The 18,316-nt window shown below is 65.0% G+C and carries 19 protein-coding genes; 8 read left to right on the forward strand and 11 right to left on the reverse strand.

Annotation, left to right across the window (positions count from 1 at the left end; genetic code table 11):
• Window positions 1-108: 108 nt before the first annotated feature.
• Entirely contained in the window at window positions 109-1,296 is a 1,188-nt protein-coding gene (gene metZ / locus L1965_RS02520) for an O-succinylhomoserine sulfhydrylase (protein WP_235754820.1), read from the reverse strand.
• Window positions 1,297-2,133: 837 nt separating this feature from the next.
• Here metZ and L1965_RS02525 point away from each other — a divergent pair.
• On the forward strand, window positions 2,134-3,057 hold the full coding sequence (locus L1965_RS02525; RefSeq protein ID WP_235754821.1) for a hypothetical protein: 924 nt from the start codon (window positions 2,134-2,136) through the stop codon (window positions 3,055-3,057).
• Between the two features lie 79 nt (window positions 3,058-3,136).
• Here the strand turns inward: L1965_RS02525 and L1965_RS02530 are convergent, their stop codons facing one another.
• From L1965_RS02530 to L1965_RS02545, 4 genes are all read right to left on the reverse strand, one after another.
• Entirely contained in the window at window positions 3,137-4,462 is a 1,326-nt protein-coding gene (locus tag L1965_RS02530) for a sigma-54-dependent transcriptional regulator (RefSeq protein ID WP_235754822.1), read from the reverse strand.
• Between the two features lie 21 nt (window positions 4,463-4,483).
• Window positions 4,484-6,289 carry a sensor histidine kinase gene (locus L1965_RS02535; protein ID WP_439332034.1) on the reverse strand — a complete coding sequence of 602 codons (1,806 nt, stop codon included), beginning with the start codon at window positions 6,287-6,289 and terminating at the stop codon, window positions 4,484-4,486.
• 63 nt (window positions 6,290-6,352) lie between these two features.
• Complete coding sequence (gene purQ, locus L1965_RS02540; protein WP_235754823.1) at window positions 6,353-7,021, reverse strand: phosphoribosylformylglycinamidine synthase subunit PurQ; 669 nt, start codon at window positions 7,019-7,021, stop codon at window positions 6,353-6,355.
• 62 nt (window positions 7,022-7,083) lie between these two features.
• A complete protein-coding gene (locus tag L1965_RS02545) occupies window positions 7,084-7,290 on the reverse strand; it encodes a DUF2061 domain-containing protein (protein WP_235754824.1) in 207 nt (68 codons plus the stop codon).
• 112 nt (window positions 7,291-7,402) lie between these two features.
• Between L1965_RS02545 and L1965_RS02550 the strand changes: the two genes are divergently transcribed.
• Complete coding sequence (locus L1965_RS02550) at window positions 7,403-8,269, forward strand: helix-turn-helix domain-containing protein (RefSeq protein WP_235754825.1); 867 nt, start codon at window positions 7,403-7,405, stop codon at window positions 8,267-8,269.
• A 61-nt stretch (window positions 8,270-8,330) separates the two neighbouring features.
• Here the strand turns inward: L1965_RS02550 and L1965_RS02555 are convergent, their stop codons facing one another.
• The gene (locus L1965_RS02555; RefSeq protein WP_235754826.1) at window positions 8,331-9,542 is read right to left on the reverse strand and encodes an NADP-dependent isocitrate dehydrogenase; all 1,212 of its coding nucleotides are present in this window, start codon (window positions 9,540-9,542) and stop codon (window positions 8,331-8,333) included.
• A 224-nt stretch (window positions 9,543-9,766) separates the two neighbouring features.
• Between L1965_RS02555 and L1965_RS02560 the strand changes: the two genes are divergently transcribed.
• Entirely contained in the window at window positions 9,767-10,921 is a 1,155-nt protein-coding gene (locus L1965_RS02560) for a Hint domain-containing protein (RefSeq protein WP_235754827.1), read from the forward strand.
• A gap of 115 nt (window positions 10,922-11,036) precedes the next feature.
• Here L1965_RS02560 and L1965_RS02565 read toward each other — a convergent pair whose 3' ends face one another.
• The 3 genes from L1965_RS02565 to L1965_RS02575 form a co-directional block, all read right to left on the reverse strand.
• The gene (locus L1965_RS02565; protein WP_235754828.1) at window positions 11,037-11,468 is read right to left on the reverse strand and encodes a hypothetical protein; all 432 of its coding nucleotides are present in this window, start codon (window positions 11,466-11,468) and stop codon (window positions 11,037-11,039) included.
• Between the two features lie 109 nt (window positions 11,469-11,577).
• The gene (locus tag L1965_RS02570) at window positions 11,578-12,702 is read right to left on the reverse strand and encodes an HD domain-containing protein (protein WP_235754829.1); all 1,125 of its coding nucleotides are present in this window, start codon (window positions 12,700-12,702) and stop codon (window positions 11,578-11,580) included.
• Between the two features lie 3 nt (window positions 12,703-12,705).
• The gene (locus tag L1965_RS02575) at window positions 12,706-13,368 is read right to left on the reverse strand and encodes an alpha/beta hydrolase (protein ID WP_235754830.1); all 663 of its coding nucleotides are present in this window, start codon (window positions 13,366-13,368) and stop codon (window positions 12,706-12,708) included.
• Between the two features lie 166 nt (window positions 13,369-13,534).
• On the opposite strand from L1965_RS02575, the gene iscR reads away from it, so the two are divergent.
• A complete protein-coding gene (iscR, locus tag L1965_RS02580) occupies window positions 13,535-13,993 on the forward strand; it encodes a Fe-S cluster assembly transcriptional regulator IscR (protein ID WP_235754831.1) in 459 nt (152 codons plus the stop codon).
• Between the two features lie 338 nt (window positions 13,994-14,331).
• Here the strand turns inward: iscR and L1965_RS02585 are convergent, their stop codons facing one another.
• Together L1965_RS02585 and L1965_RS02590 are read right to left on the reverse strand one after the other, a co-directional pair.
• The gene (locus tag L1965_RS02585) at window positions 14,332-14,553 is read right to left on the reverse strand and encodes a hypothetical protein (protein ID WP_235754832.1); all 222 of its coding nucleotides are present in this window, start codon (window positions 14,551-14,553) and stop codon (window positions 14,332-14,334) included.
• A 34-nt stretch (window positions 14,554-14,587) separates the two neighbouring features.
• Complete coding sequence (locus L1965_RS02590) at window positions 14,588-15,091, reverse strand: Lrp/AsnC family transcriptional regulator (protein WP_235754833.1); 504 nt, start codon at window positions 15,089-15,091, stop codon at window positions 14,588-14,590.
• Between the two features lie 99 nt (window positions 15,092-15,190).
• On the opposite strand from L1965_RS02590, the gene L1965_RS02595 reads away from it, so the two are divergent.
• Genes L1965_RS02595 through L1965_RS02610 form a run of 4 tightly spaced genes read left to right on the forward strand, consistent with a single transcriptional unit; the run spans window position 15,191 to window position 18,290 of the window.
• The gene (locus L1965_RS02595; RefSeq protein ID WP_235754834.1) at window positions 15,191-15,520 is read left to right on the forward strand and encodes a DUF2849 domain-containing protein; all 330 of its coding nucleotides are present in this window, start codon (window positions 15,191-15,193) and stop codon (window positions 15,518-15,520) included.
• Entirely contained in the window at window positions 15,513-17,171 is a 1,659-nt protein-coding gene (locus L1965_RS02600; protein WP_235754835.1) for a nitrite/sulfite reductase, read from the forward strand. Before L1965_RS02595 ends, L1965_RS02600 begins: the two co-directional genes overlap by 8 nt.
• Window positions 17,164-17,895: a phosphoadenylyl-sulfate reductase gene (locus L1965_RS02605; protein ID WP_235754836.1), complete on the forward strand. Its 732-nt coding sequence runs from the start codon at window positions 17,164-17,166 to the stop codon at window positions 17,893-17,895. Before L1965_RS02600 ends, L1965_RS02605 begins: the two co-directional genes overlap by 8 nt.
• A complete protein-coding gene (locus L1965_RS02610; RefSeq protein ID WP_235754837.1) occupies window positions 17,892-18,290 on the forward strand; it encodes a DUF934 domain-containing protein in 399 nt (132 codons plus the stop codon). Before L1965_RS02605 ends, L1965_RS02610 begins: the two co-directional genes overlap by 4 nt.
• Window positions 18,291-18,316: the final 26 nt, after the last annotated feature.

Raw genomic sequence — 18,316 nt, forward strand, 5'->3', positions numbered from 1 at the left:
CCAAAAACGACTGTGGCCGCCAATATGGGGGCATCGGGCCGGTTTCTAAAGGCGAACGCCTCACAAATCACCCCTGAAACCGGCAGAATGTTCCCGTTTCGCGGCCTGCTAACCCTCAAGAGCCTGTCGAAGATCCTCGATCAGATCCTGCGCGTGCTCAAGTCCGACCGATATCCGCAGCAGTCCGGGCGTGATGCCCAGATGCGCCTTGGCATCGTCGGACAGGCGCTGATGGGTGGTCGTGGCGGGATGCGTCGCGATCGACTTGGCATCGCCCAGATTGTTCGAGATGCGGATGATCCGCAGCCGGTTGAGCGCCGCGAAGGCCGCGTCCCTGCCACCGGCGACCTCGACGGCGATCATCGTGCCGCCCGATCCCATCTGCGCCATCGCCAGATCATGCTGGGGGTGGTCGGGCAGGCCCGGATAGATCACCCGCGTCAATCCCGCATGGCCCTGCAGGGCCGTGGCGATGGCGGCCGCGCTGTCGGCCTGGGCGCGCACGCGCAGATCCATCGTCGCGAGGCCATTCAGCATGATCCAGCTGTGGAACGGGCTGATCGCGCCACCGGTATGTTTCAGATAGGGCTCGACGGTGTTGCGGATATAGTCGCGGCTGCCACAGATCACGCCGGCCAGCGCCCGTCCGCCGCCATCGATATGCTTGGTCGCGGAATAGACCACGACATCCGCGCCCAGTTCGACCGCGCGCGAAAAGACCGGGGTGGCGAAGACGTTGTCGGCCACCACCACGGCGCCGGCCGCGTGGGCCAGATCGGCGACGGCCTTCATGTCGATCACCTCGAGGCCGGGATTCGAGATCGTCTCGAAGAACACCGCCCGGGTGCCCGGGCGGATCGCATCCCTCCACTGGTCCAGATCGGTGCCATCGACATAGCTGACCTCGACCCCGAACCGGGCCAGCAGGTCCAGCACATAAAGACATGATCCGAACAGCGCGCGCGCTGCGACGACGTGATCGCCTGGAGCGCACATCGAGAACATCGCACCGTTGACGGCCGCCATGCCGCTGGCGGTCGCGAATGCGTCCTCGGTTCCTTCCAGCGCGGCGATGCGATCCTCGAACATCCGGCTGGTCGGATTGCCATAGCGGGCATAGATGAACTCGTCCGGCCCGCTGGCCTGGAACCGCGCCTCGGCCTGTTCGGCACTGTCATAGACGAAACCCTGGGTCAGGAAGATGGCCTCGGCCATCTCGCCATACTGGCTGCGGCGGATGCCATGATGCACGGCCTGCGTGCGCGGATGAAGATCCTTTCGGGGCGTCTTGCTCATGACCAGTGCCTTTGTGCTGTCGCGCCGGGTTAACGCCGCGGCGTCGCGCAGGCAAGACCATGAGCACGGGTCAGCCACGCCAGTTCGCCGCCGCCACGGGCAAGCGTGGCCAGTCAGGTTCACCGGACACGGTCTGAAAGCGATGCCGGGGACCGGAATGACGGCCATGAGGCCCGGCCTCGATGCTTCTCGACCTCCCTGAATCGGGTCCGCCCATGTCCGTCCTGGCGCGCGCTTTCATCCGGCAGGCCGAGGCCGAGGCGGGTCGATCATTTCGTCTTCATGTGACTGAGCGCCACGCGACCGGCACTGAAAACGATGGGAAACTTCCCCCCATTTGCGGTCCTCTCTTGGCGTGCCATCGTGCTGCGACGCCTGCGGACAGTCTCCACGCAAGGGTTGCATCTTCGCCAGCGCCTCGCGCAGCCAGCCGGCGTGGCGACCCGGCCGCCGGGGTGACCCCTGGACCGCGTTCAGCCCGCGGTCGCCTGCAGTGGTCCTGGCGTCACCCCGCACACGAACAGCCGCCGGGATCGGATGCGAATCAGCATGGTCGGCCCGGCGCCCTCCGCAACCTTTGGGTATAAAAAATAAAGCCTTATACACTTTAAGGATGTATTTCTGAACCGGAACGTCCCCTTGCCAGCCACAAATCCAGACGATGCGAAATAAATTTGCAAGATAATACAATATATTGCCCGGTGCAGGCGAAAACCCGCCGAAGAATCCATGTTCCTGCCGACGGCTCACGGACTACTCTCAACCTTGTGAACACCTGCCTTTTTTGTGCTGACGGAGTGAAAGACGATGGTAACGGAAACGAACCTTGGCGAGTGCGTGACTTGGACCCTGACATCAGGGGATGTGGTCATCAGTGTTTCTGCCAGGCTTGATGGCAATGGAAACGTGACCTTCGAATACAATCTTGTCAGCGGCGTGGCCGATCTGAACGGGTTCTATCTCGACATAGCGAATGACGGCGGCGACATCAGCCGGCTTGACGGCGGCAACAACATGAAAGGCTCGGACAGCGACGGCGACAAGCTTGACGGCTTCGATTACGCCACGGAACTGGGCTCGGTCGGCGGCAACGACGCCGACCACACGTCGGGCAGCATCACCGTGTCGCTGGCCGATCTTGGCATCAGCTCGCTGGCCGAACTGGCCGAAAGCGAGGTCGGCTTCCGTGCGACCAGCGTGGGCGAGGACCGCGAAGACAGCCTCAAGCTGGCCGCGACCGGCGAGCTTTGCGAGGACGATGAAGACGACGACAGTGGCTGCGGGACGTTGCCCGGCGGCGAGATCAACCTGCATTATCCGACGACCGAGGGTGGCGCCGCGACCCTGACCGTCGTGTTCGCCGCCTACTTTGATCAGGACGAAGGCTGGCTTCCGCCGCATGGCGATGCCAATGACGACTGGCTCTATGCGATCGAACTGAATGCCGGATGCGAGCTGCCAACCGACCTCGATACCTATATCGACAAGCTGCTGTCCGAACTCAGCGAGATCAACCCGAACATCACGCCGGAATCGATACTGAAGGGCGTCTTCATCGAGACCGCCGATGGCGTGACCGATTTCTATGCCTCGCATTACAACGCGAATGGCGAACTGCCCGACGACTTCCCTGGCGACTTCACCCTGGATCCCGAGACGGGCAAACTGTCGCCGCCCGAACTGATCGAGATCAGCTATGACCTCGGCATCGCCGCCGATAGCTTCGAGTTCACCGAACTGACATCAGACCTGATCGTCTGACACCACGTCACCATTCGGAAGCAGGAAGTGGGCGCGGGGATTTCCGCGCCCATTTGCATGGCCGGCGCCGATGCCGGGCTTACAGATAATCGCTGCGCGACAACTGGTATTTCGCCATCTTCTCGTTCAGCGTCCGGCGCGGCAGGCACAGCTCTTCCATGACGCCGGCGATGCTGCCCTTGTGGCGGCGCATGGTGTTGTCGATCAGCATCTTCTCGAAGCTCTCGACATATTCCTTGAGCGGCTTTCCCTCGGTGGTGGTGGCCTGCTGGTTATCGTCGCCATCGGCCATCAGCAGCGATGCGATGCTGCCCGACCCGCGACGGTTCTGCAGAACCGCGCGTTCCGCCACGTTGATAAGCTGGCGGATGTTGCCGGGCCAAGGCGCCTGCAGAAGCTGCGCGGCCTCCTGCGCGCTGACCTGCGGCGGCTCGCAGCCGTATTCCTCTGAAAACTGTTCGATATGGCGGGTGAACAGCAACAGGATGTCCTCGCCGCGGGCGCGCAGGGGCGGCAGCGTGATCTTCAGCGCGGACAGCCGGTAGAACAGGTCCGGGCGCAGCGAATCCTCGGCCTTGCGGCCTTCGCCCCGGGCATTCGAGATGGCAATGATCCGGGTCTCGGCCGGGCTGCCCTGGTCGCTGATGAAGGCCAGCAGCCGGGCCTGCAACGCCTCGGACAGGGCCTCGACATCCTCAAGGCACAGCGTCCCGCCGCGCGCCTGCTCGACCGCCGGCAGACCGTCCTCGATCGGCCCGAAAAGCCGCGCGGACAGCGCCTCGTCATTATAGGCCGCGCAGGACACCGGCACGAATCTCTTGGAGGCGCGCGGACCCACCGCATGCAGCGCATGGGCGACGAGTGTCTTGCCGGTGCCGGTCTCGCCGTCGATCAGCACATGGCCGTCGGCCTGTCCCAGGTCCAGGATATCCTCGCGCAGCCGGTCCATGACCGGGCTGGCGCCGATCAGCTTGGACATGACCTGCTGGCCCTCGGACAGGTCGCGGCGCAGCGCGCGGTTGTCCAGCGTCATCCGCCGCGCCTGCGTGGCCTTCTTGGCAAGCGCGGTCATCTTGTCGGGGTTGAACGGCTTTTCCATGAAGTCCATCGCGCCCAGCCGCATGGCCTCGACCGCCATCGGCACGTCGCCATGACCGGTGATGAGGATCACCGGCAGACCCGAATCGATGCCCATCAGCCGCTTGAGAAAGGCGATGCCATCCATGCCGGGCATGCGGATATCCGACACCACTACTCCCGGCCAGTCGGCGCCGATCACCTTCAGCGCATCTTCGGCACTGGCAAAGGTTTCGGTCTCGAACCCGGACAGCACCAGCCACTGGCTGATTGATTCCCGCATGTCCGGTTCGTCGTCAACGATCGCAATCTTCAATTTGCGGGACATCGCATTACCTCTCTCGATGCGTCATTCTGCGGCCAGCGCGTCGCGGGGTTCGCCCGGCCGGTACAGCGGCAGGGCCACCTCGAAGACGGCCCCTCCCTCGGTTGCGTTATGTGCGGTCAGACGCCCCCCGAAATCCGCCACGATGGTGGACGAGATGGCCAGACCCAGCCCGGTGCCCTCACCCGGCTTCTTGGTTGTCCAGAAGGGTTCAAACAGTTTTTCCAGGTCCGAGACACCCGGCCCGTTGTCCCTGACGGACACATGGGCGTGAGCGCCCGCCTCGACCGTGATCTCGATTGCCGCGTCGCGCCGCCCCTTCACCGCATCGACCGCATTGCGCAGCAGGTTGATGATGACCTGCTCCAGCCGGATGCGGTCGGCCATCACCATGACCTTGCCACGCGGCGCGTGGCGGGTCACCAGGATCGTGCCGGTCCGCAGTTGCGGCTCCATCATGGTCAGGGCGGAACTGACCGCGGCGCGCAGATCGACGGGCTCGACCGCGTCACCGCCCTTGCGGGCATAGGATTTCAGTTGCCGGGTTATCGCGCCCATGCGTTCGATCAGATCGTCGATGCGCTGAAAGCTGGACAACGCCTCTTCGCTTCGGCCGCGCTGCAACAGCAGCCTCGCGCCGGCAAGATAGGTCTTCATCGCTGCCAGCGGCTGGTTCAGTTCGTGGCTGACACCGGCCGACATCTCGCCCAGTGCCGCCAGTTTCGAGGATTGCTGCACGGTCTGCTCGGCCACCCGCAGCTCTTTCTGGACGCGCTCGCGCTCGGCGATCTCGCGGGTCAGCCGGGCGTTCAGCGCCCGCAGATCGGCTGATTCGCGCATATAGGCCGCCGACTGCATCCGGGCGCGGCGCGACAGCAGCCAGAAGGTCACCGCCAGCAGGATGGCAAAGCCCATGATCTCCAGCGCCAGGACCGCATTCACCCGCTCGCGCGTGGATGCATAGGTGGTGAAGCTGATCATCCGCCAGCCGCGAAAGGCGATGCGCTGTTCGCTGCGCATCACCGCACGCCCCTGCAGATACGCGTCGGCCGGCGGCGCGGCCCAGTCCGCGGTCACCTGGAAGGCGCGCTGGATGGCCGAAGGGGCGGAACGCACTTGCAGCGCCTCGGACAGGCTGCGGCCGCGCCAGCGCGGCTCGGTGGCCAGGATGATCGACCCTTCGCTGTCGATCACCGCGACCGCATCCGCGATGCCTGCCCATGACCTTTCCAGCGCGCTCAGATCGGCGCCGACGACGATCACCCCCAGCGTCTTTCCGTCCGCGACGATGGCGCGGGAATGGTTGAATTCATAGGCGCCGCTTTCGGTCGTCGAGACGGTGAAGACGGTATCGCGCGACCGCAGCGCCTCGACGTAATAGGGTGTCGTGCTGCTGTTCGCCCCGATCTGATAGCGATCGGTCGAGCCCACGGTGCGACCCGAGGCATCCAGCAGCCGGATCGAGGCCGCGCGGATTTCCTTCTGCGCCGCGATCAGTCGGGCCGAGGTGCCCGAGAAATCATTGCTGCTCAGCGCAGTGATCAATGACGGATCGCGGGCCAGCAGCAGAGGAACGAACTCGTTGCGATTCAATTCCGACATCAGGTTGCCGGTATAAAGTTCCAGCCGCAGTTCCGCGCGCATGCGGGTGTTCTCTGCGAATCGCTCGGTCAGCCAGGCGTTTGTGGCCCAGATTGCGACCAGCGCGGCCAGAAAGATCAGCGCGATGGCGGATCTGAGCCACCAGGGATTGGCAGGCTGCGGGCCTTCCGGCTCGGCCTGACCGCCCGGCCTTCGGGCCGTGCCTTGACTTGCTTGCTGTTCACTCACCGCGTCATTCCGACGAAAATCGCTAACTGAGGCAATCTATGCCCAGAAGACCGTCGGCTCAAGTCAGGCGTGCTGAAGCCCCTTGACCAGCGCGGAAAACAGGGCCCGGCCGTCGGTGCCGCCAAGCACCGCGTCGGCGGCCCGTTCGGGGTGGGGCATCATCCCCAGAACCCGGCGATTGGCCGAGAGGATTCCGGCGATATCGGCGACCGAGCCGTTGATCGCGGGCGCATAGGTGAAGGCGATGCGATCCTGGTCGCGCAACGCGGCCAGTCCTTCGGCGCCGATCTGGTAGTTGCCTTCGTGATGGGCCACGGGAATCGAGATTCGCTGGCCGGCCTCGTAGCCGCGCGTGAAGTCGCTGTCGGCGGTCGCGACTTTAAGGACGGCAGGCCGGCAGATGAAGGTCAGCCCCTGATTGCGCATCAGCGCGCCGGGCAGCAGGCCCAGCTCGGTCAGGACCTGGAATCCGTTGCAGATCCCCAGCATATATCCGCCCCGCGCGGCGTGATCGCGCAGCGCGGCGGCGATCGGAGAATGCGCCGCGATGGCACCGCAGCGAAGATAATCGCCATACGAGAACCCGCCCGGCACCGCCACAAGGTCGGTGCCCGAGGGCAGCGCCTGATCCTTGTGCCAGACGCGGGCGACCCGGGCGCCTGCCTGTTCCAGCGCGACCGCCAGGTCGCGATCGCAGTTGGATCCGGGAAAGGTGATGACGGCGGCCTTCATCGACGACTCCTGCTCAGCTTGCTGCGCGACTGATAGCCCAGCCCGCGCCCGCGCGAAAGCGTTCACGGCACGATCCGTCCCCAGCCGATGCGCTGCCACAGCCGTTCATATCCCAGATAGAGGACAAGCCCCAGCCCGGCATTGACCAGCGCCAGCCCGCCACCCAGCCGCGCCGACCCGGTCAGGGCAAGCCCCACCAGGGTCATGACCACCAGCCCCAGCAACTGCCACAACACGGCCTTGGTCAGTGATCTGGCGCGGGTTTCCATCGAGGGTTTCTCTCTGTGCGGCGGCGACAGACCGAAACTAGCACGGTCCCGGGTCGTGCAGAATTCAGAACATCGTTAGCATTTAGAGGCATTTGGTGATATTCAACAACAGATGGAGACGATATGCGACAAGCGCGATCTGGCCGCGGTGCTGCGCGCGCGGCTGGTCCGGATCATGGCCGAAAGCGGCGAAACCCAGTCGGGGCTGGCCCGCGCCATTGGCGTGGACCGTTCCACCATCTCGCAGGTCCTGACCGATTCGGGCGGCCGCGTGCCGGGCGCGCATGTGGTGGCGGCTGCGGCGCGGCATTTCGGGATCAGCGCCGACTGGCTTCTGGGCCTCAGCGAACACCAGCAGATGGCCAGCGACCTCGTGGACGCCTCGCTGCAGGTCACGGCGGCCACGCGCGCACTGATAGACGACCAGCTTTTCGAATGGCACCAGCAGGCGGCCGGCTACAAGATCCGCCATGTGCCGACCGGCCTGCCCGACATGCTGAAGACCCATCAGGTGCTGCGCTGGGAGTATGCCCGCCACCGCACCCGCAGCACCACCCAGGCGATCGACGCGTCCGAACGCCGGCTGGACTGGATGCGCCAGACCAGTTCGGACCTGGAAATCGCCCTGCCCCGGCAAGAGATCGAGCTTCTGGCGCGGGGCGAGGGCTATTACCGCGATCTGCCGCAAACGCTGCGCCACGCGCAGCTGGACCATTTCGGCCGCGTGACCGAGCAGCTTTATCCGGCGCTGCGGGTCTGCCTCTACGACGCGCGGGAACTGTTCTCGGCGCCTTTGACGGTCTTTGGCCCACTGATGGCGGCAATCTATATCGGCCAGAATTACCTGGTGTTCCGCGACAGCAACCGCGTCCGGATCCTGACCGCGCATTTCGACCAGCTGGTTCGGAACGCCGAAACCGGAGCCCGCGACCTTCCTGCGCTGCTGGCCAGCCTGCGGAACGAAAAAAAGCCGCGCTGATGCCGCGCGGCTTTGTCTTCGTCGGGATATCCGGACCGGAAAGGATTCGGTCCGGCCTGCCTCAGGCCAGTGCCTTGTTCAGGTATTCATCGACCTTTTCCAGGTAACCCATTGTCGTCAGCCATTTCTGGTCAGGCCCGACCAGCAGCGCCAGGTCCTTGGTCATGAACCCGTCCTCGACCGCCTCGACGGTGACCCGCTCCAGCGTCGTGGCAAAGGTCATCAGCGCGTCGTTGCCGTCCAGCTTGGCGCGGTGCTTGAGCCCCCCGGTCCAGGCAAAGATCGAGGCGATCGAGTTGGTCGAGGTCGCGTTGCCCTTCTGGTGCTCGCGGTAATGGCGCGTCACGGTGCCGTGGGCGGCCTCGGATTCCACGATCTGTCCATCCGGCGTCATCAGCACGCTGGTCATCAGGCCAAGCGAGCCAAAGCCCTGGGCGACGGTGTCGGACTGAACGTCGCCGTCATAGTTCTTGCAGGCCCAGACATAACCGCCCGACCATTTCATCGCGCTGGCCACCATGTCGTCGATCAGGCGATGTTCGTAGGTGATCCCGGCCTTCTTGAACTGGTCCGCGAACTCCTCGTCGAAGACCTCCTGGAACAGGTCCTTGAAGCGGCCGTCATAGGCCTTGAGGATCGTGTTCTTGGTGGACAGATAGACCGGCACGCCGCGGTTGAGGCCATAATTCAGGCTGGCCCGGGCGAAATCGCGGATGGAATCATCCAGGTTGTACATCGCCATCGCGACGCCGGGACCGGGCGACTGGAACACCTCGTGCTCGATCGTCTCGCCGTCCTCGCCCACGAACTTGATCGTCACCTTGCCCTTGCCGGGGAACCTGAAATCGGTTGCCCGATACTGGTCACCGAACGCATGGCGGCCGACGATGATGGGCCGGGTCCAGCCCGGCACCAGCCGCGGCACGTTCTTGCAGATGATCGGTTCGCGGAAGATCACCCCGCCCAGGATGTTGCGGATCGTGCCGTTGGGCGAGCGCCACATCTTCTTCAGGCCGAATTCCTCGACGCGGGCCTCGTCGGGGGTGATGGTCGCGCATTTCACGCCGACCCCGTATTGCTTGATCGCCTCGGCGGCATCCACCGTGATCTGGTCGTCGGTGCGATCGCGTTCCTCGATGCCCAGGTCGTAATATTTCAGGTCGATGTCCAGATAGGGCAGGATCAGTTTCTGCTTGATGAAGTCCCAGATGATCCGGGTCATCTCGTCGCCGTCAAGTTCGACGACGGGGTTCTCTACCTTTATCTTCGACATGGTTGGTCCCCTTGTTGGCGTCACGCTCGACCGCCTCATAGACTGAAAACCTGCGCTTGAAAAGACGGTATGCGATTGTATGCCGTTTTTCCTCCGCCGTAGGCATGGGCAGAGGCGCGGCCATCCGACTAAAGTTTATGCTTTTGTTTAAGGGCATTGGGTTGGAAATCGAAGGTCATTTCGGGCTACGGACAGGCGACAACCCGTCTGGCGGAGTTTGCGTCATGCCCAGCTACACCATGATCTATCTCGGCAATTTCCCGGATATGGACCCCGATGAGTCGTCGATCAATTCCGAACTGGCAACCACATTCGCCGCGAACGGCAGCATCGGCGACAGCGGAACCCCGCTTTACGCGCGTGTGCTTGATGTCTCGCTGAATGATTCGAATAATGACGGGCGGATCTATCACGACAACTATTGTGGCACGCAGGAAACCATCAGCTACCAGCTTGGCGATCCCCCGGTCACACATCACCATCAGCTGGACGGCGCCTTTGTCGCCTCGAATGTCGAGGTGACGCGACTGCTTCCCGATGGCAGCACCGATACCGTCCTGACAACGGTCCGGGTTTTCCAGGACACGTCCGGCAACGCCTTCATGATTCCGCCGCCCGTGAACGGCGGCGCCCCGGGCGAGGTCGACGCGGTCACGACCTATCCTCTCGTCGGACTCAGCTTTCCGTCGGCGTCCCACTTCACCACGAATCTCGGCATCGCCAGCGCGGACCGGTACAATCTCAAGGGGTTCGTCAAACCCACCGCGCCCTGCTTTACCGCCGGCACGCTGATCCTGACGGATCGGGGGGGCCGGCCGGTCGAGGATCTGGCGCCCGGTGATCTGGTCTGGACACGCGACAACGGCTTCCAGCCGATCCGCTGGAGCGGTCAGCGCTCGCTGTCGCCGGCCGAGCTTGGCGCCAATCCACGCCTGCGTCCGATCCGCATCCGCGCTGGCGCGCTTGGCCCGTCGCGGCCCGATACCGACCTCATCGTGTCGCCCCAGCACCGCGTTCTGGTCCGGTCGCGCATCGCACAGCGGATGTTCGGCGCCCCCGAATTGCTGGTCGCGGCAAAACAGCTCGTGGGGATCGCAGGGGTCGAGGAACTGTACGATTGCGCAAGCGTCACCTATGTCCATCTGCTGTTCGACCGGCACGAGGTGCTGATGTCGAATGGCGCCGAAACCGAGTCCCTGTTTCCCGGCGTGCAGGCTCTGGCGGCCCTCGGTGACGCCGCCGAAGAAATCCGTGCCCTGTTTCCGCAACTGCGCGACGATGGCGACGCTTTCCAGGGCGCGCGGCTGTTCGCGGCAGGCAAGCGGGCGCGCCACCTTGCGCAGCGCCACGCGGCCAATGGCCAGCCGCTGGTGTCCTGACGGCGGCCACCGAGGCCTGCGCCGGACGAAAAGTGCCGGGCGGGGCCGCCCGGCACTTCTGCATTTCATCGCGACCGCAAAACGCGTCGCGACCGCTGGTCAGCGTGCGGCGCGATCAGAATCCGGCAGCCTCGCATTCGGCCAAGGTGATCTGTTGCAGATTCACCGACAGCGTAGTGGTTTCTGCTTCGGGGTTGCCGGCGTTTGCGTCCGGGGCCAATTCGTCCGTGGCCGGCGCTGCTGCGGCGTTCATGTTATCGGCCGCGTCGGCGTTCCCGGTATTGCCCGGCACGACGTCCTCGTTCTCGTCGCTGCCGAATTCCGTGGCCTCGGGGCTCTCTTCCAGCCCGGTCGTACCCGGATTGCCGGTGTTGCCCGGCTCGACATCGGCCGTGGCGCTGCCCTGCGCCAGCATGGCGCAATGGGCCGTGACGGCCGCCAGATCGCCCGCCGACACTTCCTGATCACCGATCATCGTCTGACCGAAAGCGGCGCCACCCAGAACGAGTGCGGTTGCGGTCGTTGCGGCAAAAAACCTGAATTTCATGATCTCTCCTTCCCTAGATTGTCAGATCGAAGGTACCGCCCAACCCACTCCGCCACCGCATCGTTCCCCGCTCACGGATGGTTGATCGCACCGTGCCCGGGAATTCGGGTCAGTGGAAGAACCGTTGCAGTTCCCGATCCAGCCACGCCCACAGCGTCGGGGCGCCCGGCACGATGCGTGCGCCCACCCGGGTCACGATGTCGTCGTAGCCGACACCGTATTCGCGCCACACGGCCCCGCCGGATTTCAGGTTCTGGATCGCAGGCTGACAGCGATCCAGCGCCTTGGCGAAGATCGCGTCCGCCGACCGGGCCGCCTCGAACTCAAGCCACAGCGCCAGAAAATCCGCCGCCTGCCGCTCGGGCAGCAGGCCGAAGATCCGTCGCGCCGCGGCCGCTTCGGCAGCCTGGACCACGACCGAACCATGCGCCTGACCCTGCGCCGAGTGCAGCGGCACGTCGCCCACGTCGATCTCGACAAGATCATGGATCAGCAGCATCCGGATCACCCGGCCGATATCGACCCCGGGCGCGGCCAGATCGGCCAGCGCAAGCGCATAGACCGCCAGATGCCAGCTATGCTCGGCGCTGTTTTCCCGCCGCGACCCGTCAATCAGGCTGTTCGCCCGGCAGACCGATTTCAGCGCATCCGCCTCGGCCAGAAACCGCAGCTGCGCCGCGAGGTCGCCCGACAGCGATCCGCCATCCAGCAAGCGCTGCGCCGCGTCCATTGCCTCGGCCCATTCGACGCGCAGCCGGGCGGCCCGCCCCGCCGACAGGTTGTCGCGGACGATCCGCAGATGCGCGTCCAGGGGGGCGGGTGCCATCAGGACCTGAAACAGCGGCTGGCAGTGATCCATCCGCTTGGCCATCACCGCGTCGTCCGTGCGCGCGGCCTCGAATTCAAGCCATGTTGCCAGCAGCGCGTTCCCATCGGGTGCAAGCCCGAAGATGCGCGCCGCTGCCCGCCCCTCGTCAAGCGCCAGCGCCTTGGCGTCATGCGGCAGGTGGATCGGGTGGTCGCCCACATCGATCTCGACCAGATCGTGGACCAGCAGCATGGCGATCGCGCTGTCCGAGGCTCCGAATACCATCGCCCACAGCGCCACGTGCCAGCTATGCTCGGCGCTGTTCTCGGGCCGCGACAGATCCATCAGCACATTCGCCCGGAGGACCGATTTCAGCCGGTCAACCTCACACAGAAACGCGATCTGGCGCCCGATGCGGTCGGCCATCGCCTAGCGGGTGTTTTCGGTCAGCCGCCGCCGCACATAAGCCTGCACCATGTCGATCATCGGCTTCATATGGGCCTCATCGTCGCGGAAGAAATGATCCGCGCCCTCGATTTCCTCGTGGGTGATCGTGATGCCCTTCTGCTCGCGCAGCTTGCCGACCAGCGTGTGGGTGTCCTTGGGCGGCGCAACCCGATCGGCGGTGCCGTTCACGATCAGCCCGGACGACGGGCACGGCGCCAGGAAGCTGAAATCATACATGTTCGCCGGAGGCGCCACGCTGATGAATCCGGTGATCTCGGGGCGGCGCATCAGCAGCTGCATGCCGATCCAGGCGCCAAAGCTGAACCCCGCGACCCAGCAATGCTTGCTGTTGGGGTTCATCGCCTGCAGATAGTCCAGCGCCGAGGCCGCGTCGGACAATTCGCCGATGCCCTGGTCGAACTCGCCCTGGCTGCGCCCGACGCCGCGGAAATTGAACCGCATCACCGTGAACCCCATCCTGTGAAAGGCGTAGTGCAGGTTATAGACGACCCGGTTGTTCATCGTGCCGCCGTATTGCGGGTGCGGATGCAGGACGATCGCGATGGGGGCAGCGGGCTTGCCGGGCTGGGGATGGTAACGGCCTTCAAGACGGCCTTCGGGACCGGGAAAAATAAGCTCTGGCATCATCGTCCTTTGCGGCGTGTTGGTTCCTTGACGCTTTCGCGCCCGGCTTCTAGACGATATCATCTGGGAAGTCGGCGCCTCTGGCGCAAGAAACGGGCTTTCGGGGCATAACGCAGCCGCGCGCCACCCGTCAATGCGGCGCCAGCCACGCAAGGGGGGCCACGCGATGAAACTGTCCACAAAGGGACGTTACGCGATCATCGCACTGACCGACCTGGCGGTTGCCGATCAGCACGAGTTGACCTCGCTGGCCGAGATATCGAAACGCCAGGACATCTCGCTGCCCTATCTGGAACAACTGTTCGTGCGTCTGCGCCGCGCCGGGCTGGTGGCATCGGTGCGCGGCCCCGGCGGCGGCTATCGACTGGCCCGCACGCCCGAGACGATCCGCATCGCCGAGATCCTGGAGGCCGTGGACGAGACCGTCAGCGCCATGCATGTGGGTGCCGGCGCATCCGGCGGCGTGTCGGGTTCACGCGCTCAGACCCTGTCGAACCGGCTATGGGAAAGCCTGTCGGCCCATGTCTATGTCTTCCTGCACAACCACACGCTGGCGGACGTGGCCCGCAACCAGCTTCTGCCCTGCCCCGCGCTGCCGAAGATCCTGAACGTCGTGGACGAGTAGACGTCGCGCTGCCGTTGCGCCGACACGAGGCGCAACGCCCGCAAGCGGTGTACGCGCCGTGCACATCCGGTGCCTGCCCGGTGCACGCATCGCGCGCCGGAAAACCCTGGTCCTGCCGGGCGACATGGCCAGGGGCTTACGCGCGCAGCGCACCCGTCAGGAATATCTCCTGCTGACAGGCGCAACCCGGCACATGACACTTTCGTGACGGGACCGACCGCCACCGGCGCTTGCCAGAGACAGGCGGTGGCAACGCGCCTGACCATGAAGAAGGCCAAGGATGAGAGGCCCGGGAAGCCGGGCGTATCGAAGGCTGTCGAGACCATGTTCCGCAAGGCCTACCAGGCGGAACGGGATACCATCGCGCTGGCGGCGACCAAGGACACCATCATGATTTCGCTGAGCGGTTTCATCATCTCGGCGCGGATGATCTCGGGCGCGTTCGTCTTTTCGTCCTCACCCGGCCTCCTGCTGCCGGCGGGCATGTTCATGGTGACCGCCGCCGCGTCGATCCTCTTCGCGCGGCGGTCGGCCTCGCCGGAACGCGCCGATCTGTTCACGTCGATCTGGCATGGGGCGCTGCGATGCGGCGGGTCAGGGTATGGGCAGCGCGCTGGTGGCCTTGATCTCCTCCATCGACAGCAGCGCGGTGACGTTGTGGATCCTGACCTCCCCGATCAGCGACTGGTAGAAACGATCATACGCCCGCGCGTTCCTGACATGCACCTTCAGGATATAGTCGATATCGCCCGCCAGCCGGTGCGCCTCGACCACCTCGGGCCGGTCGCGCAACGCCTTCAGGAACCGGTGCGCCCAGTCCTTGTCATGCTCGCTGGTGCGGATGAGCACGAAGAAACAGGCCTCAAGCCCCAGCGCCTCGGGGTCGAGAATGGCCACCTGACGGCGGATGACGCCGGCCTCGCGCAGTTTTCGGATCCGGTTCCAGACCGGGGTCTTCGAGGCCCCGACTCGCTCGGCGATCTGGTCCAGCGACAGGCTGGCATCCAGCTGTAGCAGGGACAGGATTTTGCGGTCCACCTCATCCAGACGGACGGGCGTTTGCGCCCCGCCCACTTCATTGGAACCTGGTTCCGACATGGTGCTCCTCACTGCCTGTTCGTCCTTATTTTCCTGACCGTATCGCAAATTACCAGAACAAAATTCTATATTGAGGCAATAACGAAAAGGTCCGAATCCATGAGCAAAGCCTTCACCCCGAGCGCCGCGAAGCCGGGCGTCATCACCGCGAACGATCTGCGCGAAGGCCATAACGTCTGGATGTGCGAGGGCGGCTGGACCCCCGATCCCGGGCGCGCGACGCTGTTCGAGGACGAGGCGATTGCAGACCTGGCGTTGCTGAAGGCCATCGGCCAGTCGAACATCGTCGTCGGCCCCTACCTGGTCGAGGCGCGGCGCGGCCCCAACGGCCCCGAGCCCGTGCATTTCCGCGAGGCGTTCCGCCAGACCGGTCCTTCAAACTATTTCCACGGCATCCAGACGCAGAAATCCGAGGCGACCCATGTTTGACGTCCGCCCTGTCGATACCGACTATGTCCGCCACCGTGCGGCCCAATTCCGCGCACAGGTCGCCCGGCGGCTGGACGGCAGCCTGACGGAAGACGAATTCCGGCCCCTGCGCCTGATGAACGGCGTCTATCTGCAACTGCACGCCTACATGCTGCGCGTGGCCATTCCGTATGGCACGATCAGCCCCGACCAGATGCGGATGCTGGCCCATCTGGCGCAGCATTACGACAAGGGCTACGGCCACTGGACCACCCGCCAGAACATCCAGTTCAACTGGCCCAGGCTGGTGGACATCCCCGACATGCTGGACTTGCTGGCCTCGGTCGGAATGCACGCGATCCAGACCTCGGGCAACACGATCCGCAACGTCACCACCGATGCCTTCGCGGGCGCCGCGGCCGACGAATTCGCAGATCCGCGCCCCTATGCGGAATTGCTGCGCAGCTGGTCCACCGACCATGCGGAATTCCAGTTCCTGCCGCGCAAGTTCAAGATCGCGATCACCGGCGCGGCGCGCGACCGGGCGCTGGTGGCCGCCCATGACATCGGGCTGCGACTGATCCGGCACGAGGGCCGGACCGGCTTCGAGGTCTGGGTCGGCGGCGGGTTGGGCCGGACACCGATGCTGGGCCAGGTGATCCGCGACTTCCTGCCCGAAGAGGACCTGCTGCCCTATATCGAGGCGATCATCGAGACCTACAACCTGTCGGGCCGTCGCGACAACAAGTACAAGGCCCGCATCAAGATCACCGTGTCCGAGCGGGGCCTGGATGCCTTCAGGGCCGATACCGAGGAGGAGTTCCTGCGTCGCCGCGGCCACTTCCACGGCGCCGACCGCGACGCTCTGGCGCAGTTCCGCGACCGTTTCGCCGCCCCTGAGTTCCGCAAGGCCCCGGTCGCGGGCTACGAGGCCGAACGTCAGGCCAATCCGGCCTTCCGCAGTTGGACCGACACGAACCTGCACCCGCATCGCGTCGACGGCTATGCCAGCGTGATCGTGACCTTCAAGGCGCCCGGCGCCACGCCCGGCGATGCCAGCGCGGACCAGATGCGCCTGCTGGCGGATCTGGCCGAGAAATACGGCCACAGCGATCTGCGCATCATCCACGATCAGAACGTGGCGCTGCCGCATGTGCACAAGTCGGACCTGCCGGCGCTGTATCTGGCGCTGCGCGGGGCCGGGCTGGCCACCGCCAATGCCGGGCTGACCAGCGACATCATCGCCTGCCCGGGCATGGATTACTGCACGCTGGCCACCGCGCGGTCGATCCCGATCGCACAGGAGATCGCCGAACATTTCCGGGCCCAGGGGCTGGAAGAGGAAATCGGCAAGCTGAACATCCGCATTTCAGGCTGCATCAACGCCTGCGGCCACCATCATCTGGGCCATATCGGCATTCTGGGCCTGGATCGCGCAGGGGTCGAGAACTACCAGATCACGCTGGGGGGCGATGGCTACGACATCCCCGCGATCGGCCAGCGCGCCGGTGCAGGGTTCCCCGCCGAAGACGTGGTGCCGGCGATCGACCGGCTGTTGCGCGCCTATCTGGATCTGCGCGAAGACGCTTCAGAGCGGTTCATCGACGCCTATCGCCGGCTTGGTCCCGCGCCGTTCAAGGCCGCGCTGTATCCCGAGGTCGTCAATGCTTGACGGCAATCTGGACAGCCGCGCCGACCGGCTGAACGACCGCTATCGCCACCATGCGGCGATCGACGTGCTGCGCCGGGCGGTCAGCGACCCGGATCTGGGCCGCGTCGCGCTGGTGTCGTCCTTCGGAGCGGAATCGGTGGTGCTGCTGCACATGGTCAGCGTCGTGGCGCCCGGCCTGCCCGTGCTGTTCATCGACACGCAGATGCTGTTTCCCGAAACGCTGCGGTATCAGCGCGAGGTCTCGGCCAGGCTTGGCCTGACGGATGTGCGGGTCATCGGCGCCGGCGACGATTCGGTCGCGCGCCACGATCCCGACGGCACGCTGCACAAGTTCAGTCCCGACGCCTGCTGCGACCTGCGCAAGACGGTCCCGCTGGAGGCCGCGCTGTCCGGTTTTGACGCATGGATCACGGGACGCAAGCGTTTCCAGGGCGGCCAGCGCCTGAGCCTCGACTTCTTCGAGCCGGAACCGCCCGCGCGGCTGCGCGTGAATCCGCTGGCGCACTGGCGGGCCGAGGACGTGCAGGACTACATGATCGAGAACCGCCTGCCCCGCCATCCGCTGGTCGCCATGGGCTATCCGTCGATCGGCTGCGCGCCCTGCACCTCGCCGGTCAAGCCGGGCGAGGACCCGCGCGCCGGCCGCTGGCGGGGCAGCGACAAGACCGAATGCGGAATCCACTTCATTGGCGGACGCATCGTCCGCGGAAAGGTCCCGGCATGAGCCCGCAGTTGAACAGCGAACAGATCATCGTCCGCGACGACGGATTTCACGCGATGGACGGCGAGGCGCGCATCACGCTGGCGCCCGACACCGATCCCGCCACCTTGGCCGATCATCTGGACCGCGATCTGGTCGCCATCGACTTTCCGGCCTTCACCGACGGACGCGGCTTCAGCCTGGCCCGCCGCCTGCGCGAACTGGGCTACAAGGGTCGGCTTCGCGCGACGGGCCGGCTGATTGCCGATCAATACGCGATGGCCCGACGCGTGGGCTTTGACGAGGTCGCGATCACGCCCGACATCGCCGCAAGGCAACCCGCTGAGCAATGGCTGGCCCGTGCCGACTGGCGCGATTGGGACCATCGGTCGCGGCTTGCCGGACAGGCGGGGCTTTAAACGCTTCGCCAGATCGCCTAAGACAT

The sequence above is a fragment of the Paracoccus salsus genome (genome assembly GCF_021556615.1).
Lineage (GTDB): Bacteria > Pseudomonadota > Alphaproteobacteria > Rhodobacterales > Rhodobacteraceae > Paracoccus > Paracoccus salsus.

Excerpts from the sequence above, each read along its gene's own strand:
- L1965_RS02595 (WP_235754834.1), top strand. The coding sequence starts at position 15,191 with ATGAGCAAAGCCTTCACCCCGAGCGCCGCGAAGCCGGGCGTCATCACC.
- L1965_RS02545 (WP_235754824.1), bottom strand. The coding sequence starts at position 7,290 with ATGGAAACCCGCGCCAGATCACTGACCAAGGCCGTGTTGTGGCAGTTG.
- L1965_RS02550 (WP_235754825.1), top strand. The coding sequence starts at position 7,403 with ATGGAGACGATATGCGACAAGCGCGATCTGGCCGCGGTGCTGCGCGCG.
- L1965_RS02570 (WP_235754829.1), bottom strand. The coding sequence starts at position 12,702 with ATGGCCGACCGCATCGGGCGCCAGATCGCGTTTCTGTGTGAGGTTGAC.
- iscR (WP_235754831.1), top strand. The coding sequence starts at position 13,535 with ATGAAACTGTCCACAAAGGGACGTTACGCGATCATCGCACTGACCGAC.
- L1965_RS02610 (WP_235754837.1), top strand. The coding sequence starts at position 17,892 with ATGAGCCCGCAGTTGAACAGCGAACAGATCATCGTCCGCGACGACGGA.
- L1965_RS02560 (WP_235754827.1), top strand. The coding sequence starts at position 9,767 with ATGCCCAGCTACACCATGATCTATCTCGGCAATTTCCCGGATATGGAC.
- L1965_RS02565 (WP_235754828.1), bottom strand. The coding sequence starts at position 11,468 with ATGAAATTCAGGTTTTTTGCCGCAACGACCGCAACCGCACTCGTTCTG.
- purQ (WP_235754823.1), bottom strand. The coding sequence starts at position 7,021 with ATGAAGGCCGCCGTCATCACCTTTCCCGGATCCAACTGCGATCGCGAC.
- metZ (WP_235754820.1), bottom strand. The coding sequence starts at position 1,296 with ATGAGCAAGACGCCCCGAAAGGATCTTCATCCGCGCACGCAGGCCGTG.
- L1965_RS02575 (WP_235754830.1), bottom strand. The coding sequence starts at position 13,368 with ATGCCAGAGCTTATTTTTCCCGGTCCCGAAGGCCGTCTTGAAGGCCGT.
- L1965_RS02590 (WP_235754833.1), bottom strand. The coding sequence starts at position 15,091 with ATGTCGGAACCAGGTTCCAATGAAGTGGGCGGGGCGCAAACGCCCGTC.
- L1965_RS02605 (WP_235754836.1), top strand. The coding sequence starts at position 17,164 with ATGCTTGACGGCAATCTGGACAGCCGCGCCGACCGGCTGAACGACCGC.
- L1965_RS02555 (WP_235754826.1), bottom strand. The coding sequence starts at position 9,542 with ATGTCGAAGATAAAGGTAGAGAACCCCGTCGTCGAACTTGACGGCGAC.
- L1965_RS02530 (WP_235754822.1), bottom strand. The coding sequence starts at position 4,462 with ATGTCCCGCAAATTGAAGATTGCGATCGTTGACGACGAACCGGACATG.
- L1965_RS02600 (WP_235754835.1), top strand. The coding sequence starts at position 15,513 with ATGTTTGACGTCCGCCCTGTCGATACCGACTATGTCCGCCACCGTGCG.